The 17,850-nt window shown below is 69.8% G+C and carries 15 protein-coding genes; 8 read left to right on the plus strand and 7 right to left on the minus strand.

The window, feature by feature from the left end:
• The first annotated feature begins 118 nt into the window (after positions 1-118).
• From ACIHIX_RS14040 to ACIHIX_RS14070, 7 genes are all read left to right on the plus strand, one after another.
• Entirely contained in the window at positions 119-2,185 is a 2,067-nt protein-coding gene (locus ACIHIX_RS14040; protein ID WP_399955590.1) for a molybdopterin cofactor-binding domain-containing protein, read from the plus strand.
• Between the two features lie 17 nt (positions 2,186-2,202).
• A complete protein-coding gene (locus ACIHIX_RS14045) occupies positions 2,203-2,661 on the plus strand; it encodes a (2Fe-2S)-binding protein (protein WP_399954533.1) in 459 nt (152 codons plus the stop codon).
• Between the two features lie 49 nt (positions 2,662-2,710).
• Positions 2,711-4,195, plus strand: coding sequence for a purine-cytosine permease family protein (locus ACIHIX_RS14050; protein WP_399954536.1), 1,485 nt, complete (start codon positions 2,711-2,713; stop codon positions 4,193-4,195).
• Entirely contained in the window at positions 4,192-4,743 is a 552-nt protein-coding gene (locus tag ACIHIX_RS14055) for a cysteine hydrolase family protein (RefSeq protein ID WP_399954539.1), read from the plus strand. The genes ACIHIX_RS14050 and ACIHIX_RS14055 overlap by 4 nt, the downstream gene beginning before the upstream one ends.
• Before the next feature lie 10 nt (positions 4,744-4,753).
• Positions 4,754-5,413, plus strand: coding sequence for a hypothetical protein (locus ACIHIX_RS14060; RefSeq protein WP_399954542.1), 660 nt, complete (start codon positions 4,754-4,756; stop codon positions 5,411-5,413).
• A 137-nt stretch (positions 5,414-5,550) separates the two neighbouring features.
• The gene (locus ACIHIX_RS14065) at positions 5,551-8,532 is read left to right on the plus strand and encodes a carbohydrate binding domain-containing protein (RefSeq protein ID WP_399954545.1); all 2,982 of its coding nucleotides are present in this window, start codon (positions 5,551-5,553) and stop codon (positions 8,530-8,532) included.
• 141 nt (positions 8,533-8,673) lie between these two features.
• On the plus strand, positions 8,674-9,081 hold the full coding sequence (locus ACIHIX_RS14070) for an SseB family protein (RefSeq protein WP_399954548.1): 408 nt from the start codon (positions 8,674-8,676) through the stop codon (positions 9,079-9,081).
• 220 nt (positions 9,082-9,301) lie between these two features.
• Here the strand turns inward: ACIHIX_RS14070 and ACIHIX_RS14075 are convergent, their stop codons facing one another.
• From ACIHIX_RS14075 to ACIHIX_RS14105, 7 genes are all read right to left on the minus strand, one after another.
• Entirely contained in the window at positions 9,302-10,291 is a 990-nt protein-coding gene (locus tag ACIHIX_RS14075) for an AraC family transcriptional regulator (protein ID WP_399954551.1), read from the minus strand.
• 168 nt (positions 10,292-10,459) lie between these two features.
• Positions 10,460-10,849, minus strand: a complete 390-nt coding sequence (locus ACIHIX_RS14080) for a MarR family winged helix-turn-helix transcriptional regulator (RefSeq protein WP_399954554.1) — start codon at positions 10,847-10,849, stop codon at positions 10,460-10,462.
• Positions 10,850-10,892: 43 nt separating this feature from the next.
• Entirely contained in the window at positions 10,893-11,237 is a 345-nt protein-coding gene (locus tag ACIHIX_RS14085) for a VOC family protein (RefSeq protein ID WP_399954556.1), read from the minus strand.
• Positions 11,238-11,423: 186 nt separating this feature from the next.
• A complete protein-coding gene (locus tag ACIHIX_RS14090) occupies positions 11,424-12,455 on the minus strand; it encodes a LacI family DNA-binding transcriptional regulator (RefSeq protein ID WP_399954559.1) in 1,032 nt (343 codons plus the stop codon).
• Positions 12,452-13,357: a carbohydrate ABC transporter permease gene (locus ACIHIX_RS14095; protein ID WP_399954562.1), complete on the minus strand. Its 906-nt coding sequence runs from the start codon at positions 13,355-13,357 to the stop codon at positions 12,452-12,454. Before ACIHIX_RS14095 ends, ACIHIX_RS14090 begins: the two co-directional genes overlap by 4 nt.
• On the minus strand, positions 13,354-14,277 hold the full coding sequence (locus ACIHIX_RS14100) for a carbohydrate ABC transporter permease (protein WP_399954563.1): 924 nt from the start codon (positions 14,275-14,277) through the stop codon (positions 13,354-13,356). Before ACIHIX_RS14100 ends, ACIHIX_RS14095 begins: the two co-directional genes overlap by 4 nt.
• A complete protein-coding gene (locus ACIHIX_RS14105) occupies positions 14,274-15,593 on the minus strand; it encodes an ABC transporter substrate-binding protein (protein ID WP_399954566.1) in 1,320 nt (439 codons plus the stop codon). Before ACIHIX_RS14105 ends, ACIHIX_RS14100 begins: the two co-directional genes overlap by 4 nt.
• A 185-nt stretch (positions 15,594-15,778) precedes the next feature.
• Between ACIHIX_RS14105 and ACIHIX_RS14110 the strand changes: the two genes are divergently transcribed.
• Complete coding sequence (locus tag ACIHIX_RS14110) at positions 15,779-17,800, plus strand: beta-galactosidase (protein WP_399954569.1); 2,022 nt, start codon at positions 15,779-15,781, stop codon at positions 17,798-17,800.
• Positions 17,801-17,850: the final 50 nt, after the last annotated feature.

A 17,850-nucleotide genomic window follows, 5' to 3' on the forward strand; every position in this document is an offset into this window, starting at 1 on the left:
GATCGCACGGCGACGCAACCGCAGCCCCCGCGGAACCCTCCTATCTGCTGAACCAACCGCAGACACAGGACGTTCACAGGGGGAGTGCGCCGTGCCAGAGCTGTCCCGCCGCCGGTTCATGGTCTACACGCTGGCGGCGTCCACACTGACCGTAGCGGCGCCGCTCGGCTGCGACGCCCCGGAGGCCGAGGGCGCGACCGCCGCCCGCTCCGACGTCGTGGTCACCGGCACGGACGACGAGATGCTGGTCCTGGAGGTCACCCGGGAGAACAAGGTCGTCGTCCGCCTGCCGCGCGTGGAGGTCGGCCAGGGCGTCACCACCGCCGTAGCCATGATGATCGCCGAGGAACTCGACGCCCGCCTCACCGACGTGAGCATCCCGCTGGCCGAGGCCCGTACCAGGGGCAACCAGTTCACCGGCGGCTCGAACTCGGTCAGTTCGCTGTACGGCCCCGCCCGCAACCTCGCCGCCACCGCCCGCGCCCGCCTGATCACCGCGGCCGCGCAGCGCTGGCACCTGCCCGCGCGCCTCCTGCGCACCCGGGACAGCATGGTCGTCGCCCCGGACGGACGCACCGCCACCTTCGGCTCCCTCACCGAGAGCGCCGCCCGGGTCCGCAGACCCCGTGTGTCGAGCAAACCCAAGCCGGCGTCCCGCCACCGCGTGATCGGGCGGCCGACGACCCGCATCGACGCACGGGACATCGTCACCGGCCGTGTGCGCTACACCGGGGACCTGTCGGCGGCCGACGCGAAACCGACCGTGGTGGCCCGCCCGCCCACGCTCGGTGGCAAGGTCGCCTCGGTCGACGACCGTGCGGCCCGCTCCCTGCCCGGTGTGCTCGAAGTGGTCAGGGTTCCGGGCGGAGTTGCCGTCGTCGCCGAGACCTTCCATCACGCCTTCAAGGCACGGGACGCCCTGAAGATCACCTGGACTCCCGGGCCGCTGGCGGAGCTGTCCGACACGGCCATCCGCTCGCGGCTGCGGGCCGCCGTCCCGGCGCTCGGCCGACCGCCGCGCGGATCGGCGCAGGTGGAGGGCCGGTTCGAGTTCGCGTTCGTCAGCCACGCCCCGATGGAGGTGCTGACCGCCGTCGCGGACGTACGGGCCCGCCGTGCCGAGATCTGGTTCTCCTCCCAGTCGCCCATGGACGCGCGGGAGGCCATCGCCTCGGTGGTCGGACTGCCCGCGTCCGCCGTACGCGTCCATGTGGTGCGCGGCGGCGGCTCGTTCGGACGCCGGCTGAACCACGACGCGGCGATCGAGGCGGCGCTCATCTCGAAGAAGGCGCACCGCCCGGTGAAGCTCATGTGGAGCCGCGCCGACGACATCAGGCACGGCCGGATGCGCCCGGCCTTCCAGCACCACATACGGGCCAGCCACGCCGACGGCCGGGTCGTCGCCTTCGCCCACGCGACGGCGTCGGTGAGCGAGGCGTGGGACGGGGTCGCCGCCCAGGGCGGGATCGCCACGTCGGCCGTGGCTTCCCCGGTGCCCAGCGACAGCGGCCTCTACAACTTCGGGAAGCTGTCCGGTGATGGGGGCTCCGTCGAGCTCGCGATGCCGCTCGGCGCGTGGCGGTCCGTGGACTCCGGGACCGTGCGGACGGCCGAGGAGATCATGGTCGACGAGACGGCCCGGGCGCTGGGACGGGATCCGGTGGCGTTCCGTCGTACGACACTGCGCGGCAAGTCCGTCAGGGCCGTGCTCGACAAAGTCGCCACCGCCGGACACTGGGGCCGCACGCTGCCCGCGGGGCAGGCCCAGGGCGTCGCCGTGCACGAGGAGTACGGCTCCAGCGTGGCCTGTCTGGTCGAGATCGACGCCACCGACCCCGAGAACCCCCGGGTGACCAAGGTGGTGATGGCCGCCGACGTCGGTACGGCCGTCAACCCGCGCGGGCTGGAGGCCCAGCTGATGGGCGCGGCGACGGACGGCATCTCCACGATCCTCCGGGCCGGCCTGCACATCGACCGGGGCGCCGTCCGCGAGAGCAGCTACGCCGACTTCCACTACGCCCGCCAACGCCACGCCCCCCTCCACTTCGAGGCCCACATCCTGCCCACGGGAGGGGAGCCGGGCGGGGCCGGCGAACTCGGCGTCCCGGCGGCGGCCGGAGCCGTCGCCAAGGCCTACGCCCGCGCCACCGGCACCAAGCCCCGCCGTTTCCCGATCAACTTCTAGTGTCCGAGAGGCCTCTGATGCCCCGTCACTCCTTCGTCCTCAACGGGAAACCGGTCACCGTCGAGGCCCCCGCCGACATGCCCCTGCTGTGGGTGCTGCGCGACCTGCTGGACGTCACCGGCCCCAAGTACGGCTGCGGTGTCGGTGTCTGCCGTGCCTGTACGAGCCATCTCGACGGCGCCGAGATACAGCCCTGCGTCGTCCCCGTCGCCGACTGCGCGGACCGCGAGGTCACCACCATCGAGGGCCTGGCCGACGGCGACACCCTGCATCCGGTGCAGCAGGCCTGGATCGACTGCGACGTGTCGCAGTGCGGCTTCTGCCAGCCGGGTCAGATCATGGCCGCCGCGGCCCTGCTGAAGAAGACCGCCGAGCCGACGGACGCCGACATCGACAGGATCGAGAACGTCTGCCGCTGCGGGACGTACGCCCGGATCCGTGAGGCGATCAAGAAGGCGGCGACCACCGGAACCTGACGCGTCTGGGTAAGGTCCACTCAGCCTCACGTGGACAGGTAGGTCGCTGATGACGGATGCCCGGGATTCCCTCGACAACAGACCCAGACAGCTCCAGGTGGAGACACACGGCCTCGACGTGATCGCTGACGCCGAGCGCAAAGGCACCCCACGGACCCTGTTCTGGCCGTGGTTCGGCGCCAACGTCTCGATCCTCGGCCTGAGTTACGGCGCCTTCGCCCTCGGCTTCGGCATCTCCTTCTGGCAGGCGCTGGCCGCCGGGGCCGTCGGCATCGTCTTCTCCTTCCTGCTGTGCGGCTTCGTCGCCGTCGCGGGCAAGCGCGGCTCGGCCCCGACGATGGTCCTCAGCCGCGCCGCGTACGGCGTGCGCGGCAACCGGCTGCCGTCAGCGATCTCCTGGGTGCTCACCGTCGGCTGGGAGACCGTGCTCTGCGCCCTCGCCACCATGGCCACCGCGACCGTCTTCGGCCGCCTCGGCTGGGGCGGCGGCACCGGAACCCAGGTGATCGCGCTCGTCGTCGTCGCCGGACTCACCGTCGTCGGCGGTGTCATGGGCTTCGATCTGATCATGCGGCTGCAGACCGTGATCACCGTGGTCACGGGCGTGCTCACCCTCGTCTACGTCGGCCTGGTCGCCGACCACATCCACTGGAGCACCGTCAGCGACATCCCGGCGGGCTCCGCGCAGGAGTTCATCGGCGCGCTGGTCTTCATGATGACCGGGTTCGGCCTCGGCTGGGTGAACGCCGCCGCGGACTACTCGCGCTATCTGCCGCGCACCTCCTCCAGCGGTGGCGTGATCGGCTGGACGACCTTCGGGGCGTCGGTCGCACCGCTGCTGCTCCTGGTCTTCGGCCTGCTGCTGGCCGGTTCCTCGACCACGCTCAACGCGGCCGTCGCCGCCGACCCCATCGGTGCCCTCACGACCATCCTGCCGACCTGGTTCCTGGTCCCGTTCGCGGTGGTCGCCGTGCTCGGCCTGGTGGGCGGCGCGGTCCTGGACATCTACTCCTCCGGCCTGGCCCTCCTCTCGGCCGGCATCAGGATCCCCCGCTATCTGGCGGCGCTGGTCGACGGCGTGCTGATGATCGCGGGCGCCGTCTACATCGTCTTCTTCGCCGACGACTTCCTCGGCCAGTTCATGGGCTTCCTCACCACGCTCGGCGTCCCGATCGCCGCCTGGTGCGGCATCATGCTCGCCGACCTGCTCCTGCGCCGCCGCGACTACGACGAGCACGACCTCTACCGTCCCGGCGGCCGCTACGGCGACGTCCCCCTGACCCCGCTGTTCCTGACCCTCGCCGCCACCGCCCTCGGCTGGGGCCTGGTCACCAACGCGGCCGCGAGCTGGCTGGAGTGGCAGGGCTATCTGCTCGGCCCGCTGGGCCTCGGCGGCAAGTCCGGTGCGTGGGCGTACGCCAACCTGGGCGTGCTCGCCGCACTGGCGGTCGGCTTCCTCGCCACCCTGGCGCTCGGCCGCGGCCGGGTCCGCACGCAGGAGGAGCAGCCGGCGGACACGAGGGCGGCCGTATGACCACCGGCCACCTCGCCGTCATCGACATGCAGCGGGTCTTCGCCGAGCCCGACAGCCCCTGGGCCACCCCGCGTTTCGCGTCGGCCGCGGAGGGCGTACGACGCCTGCTGCCGGCGTTCGGCGACCGGGTCACGTTCACCCGCTTCGTGGCCCCGGAGCGGCCGACCGGCGCCTGGCGCGCGTATTACGAGCGCTGGCCGTTCGCCCTCCGACCGCCGGAAGCGCCCCTCTGGCACCTCACGGACGACTTCGCCGGCGGCCGGCACCACACGCTGGACGCCCCGACGTTCGGCAAGTGGACACCCGAACTCGCCGATCGCGTGGCACCCGAGGGGCGCCTGTTCCTCGCCGGCGTCAGCACCGACTGCTGCGTCCTGTCCACGGCGCTCCCGGCGGCGGACGCGGGAGTCGAGGTGGTCGTGGTCGCCGACGCGTGCGCGGGCGCGGACGACGACTCGCACGCCAAGGCGCTTGAGCTGCTGGACCTGTACCGGCCGTTGATCCGGGTGAGCACGGTCGCGGAGGTGCTGGGAGACGGTCTCCTGTGAGACTGGCCGGGTGACCGAACCCAGAGCTGTTGTGTCCGCCGACGAGATGCATGCCTATCTCGTCGACCAGTTGAACCACGCCCTGAGCCGCCCCGGGATGTTCGGCGGTGAGCCCGCGATCCTGATGTTGATCGAACACCTTCTGTTCATGGAGGGACAGCCCGGGGCCCGGTGGGACGTGGTGATCCAACCGCTCCGGGAACGGGGCGCGTTCAGCGCCATCGGGGTCAAGGGCGTGTTCCGTGAGCTGATCCGGGGCAGCCACGACAACGACATCGGATCGGTGCACGCCGAGTTCGCCCATCGGCGTGGCTGGCTCAGGGCGGACCGGCTCCTGGAACCCCATGTCCACCAGGAGCTGATGGCCCGCGCTCCCGACTGGGCGGCCGAGGACCGGTATTGGCCCGACGTCGTCGCCGAGTTCGGCGCACCCTCGATCCTTTTCGGCGGCACCAACCCCAAGTACGGCAAGACCCTCGCCTACGTCAGTGCGGACCCCGAGCACCCGATGGTCTTCTTCCACCTCTGGAACGGAGACCTGGACGAGGCGTCCCCCACGTGGAACCCGTCGTACGAGCAACCGGTGCTGTGGGCCGTGCGGTTGGGCGACCGGCCCTTCCAGGAGTCCTTCACCTTCACCCCGACCGGGCGGCGACTCCGCCCTCAGTGATCTTCCTGTGCAAACCCTTTACGTGACTGTCATGTCCCTGTAGCTTCCCGGGCGTCGCAAGAACTTTCAGGAACTTGCCGGTGCTTCTTGCGGGGCGGAGGCGAACCGGCGGGTCCCCGACCCGTATGGGAGTCGCCATGAGATCTGCACCCCCACGCCTGCCACGACGCCCCCTGGTGGCGTTCGTGGCGGCGTCCGGGCTGCTCGGACTGCTGTCCGCCGTACCGGACCCGGGCACGTCGATCCCCTTGCAAACCGTTGCAGACAGCACCAGCACGGCGACCGTCTTCTACTACACGAAGACAAAGAACTGGTCGTCGACCTATCTGCACTACGCCCCGGACGGCGGCTCCTGGACCACCGTTCCCGGCACGCAGATGGAGAGCGCCTGCACGGACTGGGTGAAGAAGACCGTCGACCTCGGCTCCGCCGCGGGCCTCCAGGCCACGTTCAACAACGGCAGCGGCACCTGGGACAACAACGGCGGCAACAACTACGCGCTGGGCACCGGCACCATCACCGTCAAGGACGGAGTGATAGCCCACAGCGACCCCTGCGCCGACACCGGCACGGGCAGCGGCAACCAGGCCACCGTCTACTACTCCACCGCCACCTCGGGCTGGACCACCGCCAACATCCACTACGCGCCGAGCGGCGGATCGTGGACGGCCGTCCCCGGCCTCGGCATGGAGTCCGCCTGCACCGGCTGGTGGAAGAAGACCGTCGACATCGGCACCGCCACCTCCCTGAAGGCGGCGTTCAACAACGGCAACGGTGTCTGGGACAACAACAACAGCTCCGACTACACGATCCCGACCGGCACCACGACCGTGAAGGACAGGACGGTCACCACCGGCGCCGCGAACCCGTGCGCCACCGAGGCCCCCGACACCGAGGCCCCCACCGCGCCCACCAAGGTCACCGCGAGCGCCACCGACACCTCGATCGTGGTGAGCTGGGAAGCCGCCACCGACAACAAGGCCGTCACCAAGTACCAGGTCACCCGCACCGGCGGCAGCAAGGGCACGGTCGTCACGGACGTCGGCTCAACCGTCTACTCCGACACGGGACTTGAGGAGAAGACCGCCTACACCTACACCGTGAAGGCGGTCGACGCGGCCGGCAACACCTCGCCCGCCTCCACCGGGGCGACGGCGACCACCGGCACCGCGGCCCCCGCCCCGGCCGCCGGCACCCCGCTGGGCACCGACCCCCGCAAGGACCCGATCTACTTCGTCCTCACCGCCCGCTTCTACGACGGCGACAGCTCCAACAACCGCGGCGGCAGCCAGCACACCAAGTCCGGGAACGCGGCCAACAACGACCCCATGTTCCGGGGCGACTTCAAGGGCCTGGTCAACAAACTCGACTACATCAAGGCCCTCGGCTTCTCCGCGGTCTGGATCACCCCGGTCGTCCTCAACCGCTCGGACTACGACTACCACGGGTACCACGGCTACGACTTCTACAAGGTCGACCCGCGCCTGGAGTCGGCCGGCGCCACCTACCAGGACCTGATCAACGCCGCCCACGCCAAGGGCATGAAGATCTACCAGGACGTCGTCTACAACCACAGCTCCCGCTGGGGCGCCAAGGGCCTGTACACGCCCACCGTGTACGGAGTCAGGGACGCGCAGTGGAGCTGGTACTACGACGAGAAGAACGAGGGCTTCGAGTACGACGGCCTGACCGTCGAGACCAAGTCCGGGAAGTCGTACTACAACGGCGACCTGTGGTCGACCGCCGAACCCTCCGGCAACACCTGCGTCAACTGGGGCAAACCCACCGGCGGTAAGAGCGCCGAGGGCTACACCCTGTACAACTGCCAGTGGCCGAGCCCCACGTCGGGCATGTTCCCGAAGGCGTACTACCACCAGTGCTGGATCGGCAACTGGGAGGGCGAGGACTCCCGTTCCTGCTGGCTGCACGAGGACCTGGCCGACTTCAACACCGAGTCGACGCCCGTGCAGAACTATCTGATCGGCGCCTACGACAAGTACATCGACATGGGCGTGGACGGCTTCCGCATCGACACCGCCGTCCACATCCCGCGCGTCACCTGGAACCGCCGCTTCCTGCCCGCGATCTACGACCGCGTCACCCAGAAGTTCGGCACGACCGCCGCCCAGAACTTCTATGTCTTCGGTGAGGTCGGCGCCTTCGTCAACGACAAGTGGAACCGCGGCTCGGTGAACCACTCCGCGCAGTTCTTCACCTGGAAGGAACGCAAGGAGTACAGCGCCGACGACGAGACGGCCGCGATCGAGCAGTTCAACTACGAGAACAACCTCGGCACCGGCAACCAGCCGACCTCGACCAACGCCTTCCTGAACGGCAACACCTACCACACCCCGGATCGCAGCCAGTTCAGCGGCATGAACATCATCGACATGCGCATGCACATGAACTTCAGTGACGCGCAGAACGCCTACAGCAACGGCAAGGACTCCGACGACAGCGTCAACGACGCCACGTACAACGTGGTCTACGTCGACAGCCACGACTACGGCCCCAACAAGTCGAGCACCCGCTACAGCGGCGGCACCGACGCCTGGGCCGAGAACATGTCCCTGATGTGGACCTTCCGCGGTATCCCGACCCTGTACTACGGCTCGGAGATCGAGTTCCAGAAGGGCAAGCAGATCGACTGCGGGCCCACCTGCCCGCTGGCCTCGACGGGCCGGGCGTACTACGGCGACAACCTCGAAGGCACCGTCACCGCCTCGGAGTTCGGCAAGGCGGACTCCGCGAGCGGCCAGGTCGCCACCACCCTGTCCCAGCCGCTCGTCAAGCACCTCCAGCGGCTGAACCAGATCCGCCGGGCGGTGCCGGCCCTCCAGATGGGCCAGTACTCCACCGACGGCATCAGCGGTTCGATGGCCTTCAAGCGCCGCTACACCAGTGGGAGCACGGACAGCTTCGCACTCGTCACCGTCACCGGCGACGCGACCTACACCGGCATCCCGAACGGCACGTACAAGGACGCCGTCACCGGCGACACCAAGACCGTCACCAACGGCACCCTCTCCGTGTCGGCGCCGGGCAAGGGCAACCTGCGGGTGTACGTGCTCAACGGTCCCGGCAAGATCGGAACGGACGGTCCGTATCTGAAGCAGTGATCTGAAGCAGTGATCTGAAGCAGGGCTGATTCCCCGAGGTGCGGGGGAATGCCGTCGTCCGCATCGGGTACGCGAGCAGGACGCGCCCGGGGCCGAGCGCCCCGGGCGTGCCGTACGACCACCGCTACCAGGGGATTCACCATGGACACACCCGCGCACGACAACACCACCACACCGGCCCGGCGGGCGCTGGACGCACTGGCCGAGAACACCGCGGACACGGTGGCGCTGGACACGCTCGCGAGCAGTGAGGTCCTCGTTCCCGTCCCGGACGACGCCAGTGCGGAGGACGCCGCCGACCCCTCCGCCGTGGCGCTTCCGGTGATAGAGCAGCCGGACGGCGATCCGGTGGTGCCCGTGTTCACCTCGGAGGACGAGATGGCGGGGCTGCTGCCCTTCGTCTCCCGCTACCGGCTGGTGCCGCTGGGCGCCCTCGCCGCGGAGTGGCCCACGGACGAGCTGGCGCTCTCCATCGACGCCGCGTCCGCGCACCCGCTGACACTGACCTCCGAGGGCGTACGCACCCTGCTGGGCGGCGCGCACGGATGACCCGGAGGGGCGGCTGAGGGAGGAGCGGCGCCGACCCCGCTCCTCCCCGGACGCCCACGATCGACGTGACCCGACGATATGACCGCGGCCGTGGTGCCGTCGCTCCGCGATGCGCGACCACTGTCCGCAATACGCGGTGGATTCGGGCGGTCGCACCGAGAGCCCGCGGCCTGTCCCGGCGCCGACGGCGCTGACCCGAGCCGGGCCGTGGCACGGGCTGCTACGCGTCGCGCAGAGTCCGCGACGGCGTCTCGCCGAACCGCTCCCGATAGCGCGACGCGAACCGCCCCAGATGCACGAACCCCCACCGGTGCGCCACGTCCGACACGGTCGTCCCGCCCGGCCCCGCGGCCCGCAGCTCGTCCCGCACCCGCTGAAGGCGTACGTCGTACACGTACGCCATCGGCGACATCCCGACGTGCCTGCGGAACGCGTCCTGGAGCGTGCGCACACTGACCTGGGCGAGCTGCGCCAGTCGCCCGGCGTCGTAGGCCTCGGCCGGCCGTTCCTGTACGGCGTCCATCACCCGCTTGACGGAGGCGGGCCGCATCGGCGGCGCGGGAGCCTCAAGCTCCTCGCGGTGCGTGTGCTCGGCGGCCAGCAACACCCCTTCGAGCAGCGTTCGTTCGATCCGCGTCCGGATCAGCGGCCGGTGCAGCAGTCCGAGTGACACGTCGCGCTCCAGCAGCGCCCAGGTCGCCAACCGTGCCCAGCTGCGGCCCGGTCCGTTCCGCACGTCGACGGACGGCCCGAAGAGCGGCGCGCGGGACAGCGGCCGGTCCAGCAGCGACTCCAGGGCCTGGTGCAGGGACTGCTTGTCGATCTTCACGGTGAGCGCCTGGCAGTCGGGCGACCAGGCGTCGACGCGGATGTGGCGGGCGGGATCGAAGAAGACGGCGCTCCCGGTCGTCGCGAACACGACGTCGTCGTGCCCTTGCTGGACGCTGAAGCAGCCGCTCACCGGCACGGCCACGTGATAGGCGCCCGGCGCGGCGAAGCCGGTGCGGATCTGCGTGCCGAAGCGGATGTCGCCGACGGTGAGCGAGCCGAGGCCGAGCACGTCGAATCTGGTCGACAAGTCCTCGCTGGGGCCGACGACTTGCAGATCCATGTCGTAGTAGTGGGCCGCGATCGCGGCGCGCGTCTCCTCCAGGGAGTCGGTCGCGTAGCTGCTGAAATCGGCGGCGGCCCGGTCGGGAGCCACGGTCACTGCGGGGTGTCTCCGATCTGTGCGCGCAGTTCTCCGTTCAGCATGGCCTCGGGTGTGGTCGGATATGCCCCGCCAGGTTCCGAATTTCACAGAGTCCGCCCCGGGTTGAGGATTCCGTGAGCGCGCCCTTCACCGCCGTACCAGTACGACGGGCCGCCGACGGCGGCGTCAGCCGCGCAGTGTGCGCTCCAGCGCGTCCCGCTGCAGCGGAAGCACCTCGGCGTGCAGCTCACGCCCCCTCCCGGTGAGCGTCACCCACACGCCACGCCGGTCCTCCATGCACACGGACCGCTCCACCAGGCCGTCCTTCTCCAGCCGGCCGATCAGCCGGGAGAGCGCGCTCTGGCTGAGGTGGACCCGTCCGACCAGGTTCTGCACCCGGCACAGGTCCCCCTCGTCGGGGGCCTCGGTGGCGAGGATGTCGAGCACCTCGAAGTCGCTCGCGCCCAGCCCGTGCGGGTGCAGCACCCGGTCGATCTCGCACATCGTGCGGGCGTGGACCGCAAGGATGTCCCGCCACTGTTCCTCGAGCCGGGTGCCGGCCGCGTTCACTGCCATGGACCCCATGTTAATGCGCGTGCATCGATACCGGGGCGGGGCCTCAGCTGTCCTGGGTGATCCCGATGAGGTTGCCGTCCGCGTCCTTCACCGAGGCGATCAGCTTGCCGCCGCCGACGTCCGTGACGTCCTGGAGCAGCTCGGCGCCCGCCTCCAGCAGCGCGGCGAGCCGGGCCCTGATGTCCTCGACGTGCCAGTAGGGGACCGGGCCGGTCATACCGCGGGACTGGCCGTTGGGGTCGAGACCGACGTCCTGACCGGCGTCCTTGAAGCCTACGTAGTAGGCCTCGTCGGCGTACGGCTCGGTCTGCAGCAGGGCGCTGAACACAGCCTTCGCCCGGGCGACGTCCTTGACGGGGTAGATGATGGTCTTCAGGCCGGCGGTCATGGTGTTCTCCTCCGTGGGGTTCTGCTTCGGTGGTTTCACCGTAGGCCGGGGGGCGGGAAGCCGCTTCTCCGATCCTGACCGCTTGGACCACGCCCGCCCGCGGGGACGGCCAAGGGCGCGCAGCCGGCCGAGCAGCCGGGCAGCGCGCCCTTCGTCGAGATCGTCCGCTCGGCGGGGCAGACCCCGTCAGGTCGACTCGCGTCGCACCAGCTCCGTCGGCAGGATCACCGCGGCCGGGTCCTCGCCGCCTATCTGGGCCAGCAGTACGCGGACCATCTCCGCGCTGATCCGGTCCCAGGGCTGCCGGATGGTGGTGAGCTCGGGCCGGGCGGCCAGCGCGGCGGGCGAGTCGTCGAAGCCGCCGACCGCGACGTCCTGCGGCACCCGGCGGCCCGCCCGCTCCAGCGCGCCGAGCACACCCTGCGCCATCAGGTCGGACGCGACGAACACCGCGTCCAGGTCGGGCACCTGCGCGAGCAGCCGCTCGGCGCCCGCCTCACCGCTGGCGCGGCTGTAGTCACCGGAGACGACCAGCCGCTCGTCGTACTCGATGCCCGCCTCGAAGAGCACCTCCCGGTACCCCGCGAGCCGCTCGACACCACCGGGGGTGTCCAGCGGACCCGTCACCACGCCGACCCGGCGGCGGCCCAGCGACAGCAGATGGCGCACCATGTCGCGGGCGCCGTCGCGGTCGTCGGCCGCCACGTAACTCACCTTGGAACCCAGGCCGATCGGCTTGCCGCACGCGACCAGCGGTACGCCGGCCTCGCGCAGTTCCTCCGCGACCGGGTCCCCGGAGTGGCTGGAGACCAGGAGCACCCCGTCGACGTGCCCCGCCGTGATGTACCGCGTTATGCGCCGCCGTTCGTCCTGGGTGCCCGCCAGCATCAGCAGCAGCGGGATGTCGTGCGCGGCGAGCGCCTGGGTGCAGCCCCGCAGCAGGACGTTGAAGTTGGGGTCCTCGAAGAACCTCTCCTGGGGTTCCGTCAGCAGGAAGCCGATGGAGTCCGACCGCCCGGTGATCAGTGAACGGGCGTGCCGGTTGACGACGTAACCCGTCTTCTTGATCGCGGCGTTGACCGCTTCCTGCGCCGTCGGGCTGACGTAGTGCCCGCCGTTGAGCACCCGCGAGACGGTGCCTCGTGAGACCCCCGCCTCGCGCGCCACGTCGTGGATCGTCGGCGGTTTGCGCCGACCCCCCGCATTGTTCATGGTCATGACTTTACGGCCCCGGACAGCAGATCAAGGCTCCAGAACCGCTGGATGACCAGGAACAGAGCGATCAGCGGGAGCACCGCGAGGAACGCGCCGGTGATCACCAGGGTGTACAGGGCCGGGGTGTTGGCGCCCTGCTCCAGGAGCGTGTACAGACCGAGCGTGATCGGGAACTTCTCGTCGTCGCTCAGCATGATGTACGGCAGGAGGAAGTTGTTCCAGATGGCCACGAACTGGAACAGGAACACCGTCACCATGCCGGGCACCATCATCGGCAGCGCGACCCGGGTGAAGATCCGCCACTCGCTCGCCCCGTCCATCCGTCCGGCCTCGACCACGTCGGCGGGCACGGCCGCGGCGGCGTAGATACGGGCGAGATAGACGCCGTACGGCGAGAGGATCTGCGGCAGCAGCACCGACAGATAGGAGTCCGTGAGGTTCGCCTGGGCCATCAGCAGGTACTGCGGAACGGCCAGGATGATCGGCGGCATCAGTACACCGGCCAGCAGGACGTTGAACATCGTCTCGCGGCCCCGGAAGCGGTACGTCGCCAGCGCGTAGCCGCTGAACGCCGACACGATCGTCGACAGCAGGGCGCCGAACCCGGCGTAGAAGGCCGAGTTGCCCATCCACTCCCAGTAGACGCCGTCGCGGTAGGCGTTGAGGTCCTTGAGGTTGTCGACGAACCCGGTGCCCGGCAGGAAGGTGAAGGTCGAGAACAGCTCCTTGCCCGACTTGGTGGACGCGATGACCACCCAGGCCACCGGCAGCAGCGTGTAGAGCGCGCCGATCAGCAGGGTGACGGTCGGGACGAGCGAGATCCGGCGGCGCAGGGGCGGCCCCTGGGCGGCGCCCGGCGTGGTGCCGGCCGCCGGCTCGCTCTTGCGGACGGCAAGAGAACTCATCGTGCTGCCTCCTGCTTCTGACGACGGTTCGCGGCCCGCAGGAACCCGAAGGACAGCAGCAGTGTGGCGAGCGCGATGATCACGGCCTGGGCGGCCGCCGCGTAGATGTCGTTGGTGCCGAACGCGTCCCGGTACACCTTCATCAACGGGCTCCACGTCGTGGACACCGAGTTGGTGAGGGGCTTGAGGGTGGTCGGCTCGTTGAACACCTGGAGCGTGGCGATGATCGAGAAGAAGAAGGTCAGCACCAGCGAGGGCGCCACCATCGGGATCTTGATCCGCAGTGCGATCTGGAGCGGGGTGGCCCCGTCCAGCTTCGCCGCCTCGTACACCTCGGCCGGGATGGCCTGGAGCGCGGTGTAGATGACGATCATGTTGAAGCCGGTGCCGCCCCACACGGCGATGTTGGAGAGGGCGACATACAGCGGACCGCCGTCGAGGAGGTCCGGCTGCGGCAGGCCGAGCTTCTCCAGCACGTAGTAGAACGGGCTCACGTCCGGCAGGTACAGGAAGCCCCACAGCATGGCCGCCACGACGCCGGGGATGGCGTACGGCAGGAAGATCGCGAGGCGGGTGAAGGGGGTGAACCGGACCTTGTCGCTGTCGAGCATCAGCGCGAAGAGCAGGGCGAGGCCCAGCATCACGGGGACGACGATGCAGCCGTAGCCGAGGACGCGCAGGGCGCCGTGCAGCAGCTCGCTGTCCTGGAAGGCGTCCGTGTAGTTCTCCAGCCCGGCCCAGACCTCGTCCCGGGCGCCCTTCCCGAGGCCGAGGCCCGAGACGTGCACCTTGCGGAAGCTGAGCCAGACCGCGTACCCGATCGGCAGCGCGAAGAACAGCGCGAAGAGGATCGTCGCGGGGATGAGGAAAGCGTACGGGGCCCCCTTGACCCCGTACGACTTCCGGCGTGCGCTCGTCACTCGGAGACCCCGAAGCCCTGCTTCTTGAGGTCGGCGACGGTGTCGTCCTGCATCTTGTCCAGGGCGGCGCCGAAGTCCGACTTGTTCTTGGCGGCGGCGCCGAACGCGTCCTTGAAGGACGTGTAGGCGACGTTCACGTTCGGGCCCCAGGCGGAGGGAGCCGTGGTCTTCGCGATCTCGGCGGCCTTCGTGTAGAAGTCGGCCTGGTTCGAGAAGTACTCGGGCGCCTCGGCGAAGGCACCGGAGGTCTGGGCGTTGGTGGCGGCCGGGTAGATGCCGCTCTCCTTGGCGAGCGCCGTCAGGGCCGCGTCGTCCGTGTTCAGCCACGCGGCGAACTTGGCGGCGGCCTCCTGGTGCTTGGAGTCCGTGGTGACGGCGGTGGAGGAGCCGCCCCAGCTGCCGGTGGCGTTCTCGCCGGCGGACCACTGGGGGAGCGGGGCCATGGCCCACTTGCCCTTGGTGTCCGGCGCGGCCGTGGTCAGGGTGCCCGGCGCCCACACCGCGGAGACCCAGGCGATCTGCTTGCCGGTGTTCAGCGCCTTGTTCCAGGCGGGGGTGTACATCGGCTGGTTGTCGATGGCGCCCTCCTTGACGAGGCCGCCCCAGAAGTCGGCGACCTTCTGGCTGGCGGCGTCGTTGATGCCGACCTTCCACTTGTCGCCCTCGGTGGTCCACCACTTGGCGCCGGCCTGCTGGGCCAGGCCCGCGAAGAGACCGGAGTCGTTGGCGGAGAACGTGGTGAGGTCCGTGTCGGGGGACTTCTTCTTCAGCGCGCGGGCCGTCTCGGCGAACTCGTCCCAGGTGGTCGGGACGGTCAGGCCGTACTTCTTGAAGAGGTCCTGGCGGTAGTAGAACATCATCGGGCCGATGTCCTGCGGGACCGCGTAGACCGCGTCGGTGCCGAGCGTGGTCTGCTGCCAGACGCCGTCGGCGAAGTCCTTCTTGGCGTCGCCGACGTTCTTCGCTATGTCGGCGAGGGCGTCGTTGCTGACCAGGGTCGGCAGCGCCTGGTACTCGGCCTGGACCAGGTCGGGGGCCTTGCCGGCCTTGTGCGCGGTGAGGATCTTGGTGACCAGCGTGTCGCCGGACGCCTGCTTCTTCACCGTGACGGTGATCTGGTCCTTCTTGCCCTGGCCCTTGTTCCAGAGGTCGACGACCTTGTCCATACCGGGGGTCCAGGTCCAGTACGTCAGCGAGACCGGTCCCGAGTCGGTCTTGGTGTCGCCGTCGTCCGAACCGCAGGCGGCGAGTGCGGTGGCGCCGAGGACAACGGCGATGGTGGAAGCCACGAGGCGGCTGCGCTTCGTGATGGGCATGGATCTCTCCCCTGACCTGGGCCCCCGCCTGCTGCGGAAGGCCTGCCATGCGTCTGTGAGCGTTCACAGTAGAGAAACATCCCGGACACTTGTCAATGGTTGTTGCCATGCGGTTATCTAGGCACCGCACCGCTGATCAGCTGTGTGCACGTTCCCAACTGATCGATCAAAACGGGAGAAGATCCATGCCGGAAGCCACCCCCACGGGCCTCACCAGGCTCGCCTTCGGCGGGGACTACAACCCCGAGCAGTGGCCGGAAAGCGTCTGGCAGGAAGACGTCCGGCTGATGCGCGAGGCGGGCGTCACCATGGTGAGCGTCGGGATCTTCTCCTGGGCGCTCCTGGAGCGTTCATCCGGAGTCTATGATTTCGCTTGGCTCGACCGTTTGTTCGACCTTTTGCGGGAGAACGGCATCCGCGTCGACCTCGGCACCCCCACCGTGGTGCCGCCGGTCTGGTTCTACCGGGCCCACCCCGACGCCCTGCCCGTGTCGCAGGAGGGCGTGCGCTACGAGTTCGGCTCACGCGGCGCCATCTGTCACAGCAACGCCGACTACCGCGCCGCCGCCGCGAACATCACCACCAGGCTCGCCGAGCGCTACGCCGATCACCCGGCGCTCGCGATGTGGCACGTGCACAACGAGTACGGCGTCCCCGTCTCGGCCTGCTACTGCGACTCCTGCGCCGCCCACTTCCGCCGCTGGCTGGAGACGACGTACGGCACGGTCGAGGCCGTCAACGAGGCCTGGGGCACCGCGTTCTGGGGCCAGCGGTACGCGGACTTCGAGGACATCAACCCGCCGCGCCTGACGCCCACCGTCGGCAATCCGGCCCAGGCGCTGGACTACAAGCGCTTCGCCGACGCCACCATGCGCGAGAACTTCGTCATGGAGCGGGACATCCTGCACCGCCTCGCGCCCGGGATCCCGGTGACGACCAACTTCATGACCGCCCTCAGCCAGTGCGACTCCGTCGACTACTGGGCCTGGGGCCGCGAGGTCGACATCGTCACCAACGACCACTATCTGATCACCGACGGCCGCCGCACCCACGTCAACCTCGCGATGGCCGCCGACCTCACCCGCTCGGTGGCCGGGGGAGCCCCCTGGATCCTTCTGGAGCACTCCACCTCGGGCGTCAACTGGCAGCCCCGCAACCCCGCCAAGGCGCCGGGGCAGATGGCCCGCAACTCCCTCGCCCATGTGGCGCGCGGCTCCGAGGGCGCCATGTTCTTCCAGTGGCGCCAGTCCCGGCGCGGCGCCGAGAAGTTCCACTCCTCGATGCTCCCGCACGGCGGCACCGACACCCGCGTGTGGCGCGAGGTCGTCGAACTCGGCGCCTGCCTCGACTCGTTGAGCACGATCCGCGGCACCCGCACCGAGGCCGACGTCGCCGTCCTGTGGGACTGGCACTCCTGGTGGGCGCAGAACCTGGACTGGCGCCCCAGCGAGGACCACGACGCCCGCGAGCGTGCCGACGCCTTCTACGAGACGCTGTACGACCGCCACCTCACGGTCGACTTCGCCCACCCCGAAGCCGACCTGTCGAGCTATCCCCTGGTCGTCGTACCGGCCCTCTACCTGATGACCGAGGCGGCCGGCGCCAATCTCAAGGAGTACGTCGAGAACGGCGGCACCCTCGTCGTCTCGTACTTCTCCGGCATCGTCGACGAGCACGACGCCGTGCACGAGGGCGCCTACCCCGGCCCGCTGCGCGACGTCCTCGGCCTGACGATCGAGGAGTTCTCGCCGCTGCTGAAGAACCAGTCGGTACGCCTCACCGGCCCCGACGGCTCCGAGCTCAGCGGCGACGTGTGGACGGAGTTCGTCGTCCCGCGCGGCGCCGAGACCGTCTGGACCTACGCCGACGGCCTCACCGCCGGCCACCCCGCGGTCACCCGGCACCGCTTCGGCGCCGGCTCCGCCTGGTACGTCTCCACCCGACTCGGCGCCGAGGGCCTCGACGCCCTGATCGGCTGGGCCGCCGAGGACGCCCGCATCGCGCCGCGCGCCGAACTGCCCCGCGACGTCGAGGTGGTGCGCCGGGCCGGCGAGTCGGGCACCTATCTGTTCGCGATCAACCACACCGGGTCGGACACCAAGGTGCCGCTGGAGACCTCCGGCACCGAGCTGCTGACCGGTGAACGCGCCGCGGGCCGCCTGGAGGTGCCCGCCGGCGCCGTACGGGTCGTACGACTCGACGGCTGAACCCGGCGCCTTCCGGCCCCACCGATTCCCCTCCGCCCGTGCGAGCCGCG

Source organism: Streptomyces sp. NPDC051913, from assembly GCF_044593635.1.
Taxonomy (GTDB): domain Bacteria; phylum Actinomycetota; class Actinomycetes; order Streptomycetales; family Streptomycetaceae; genus Streptomyces.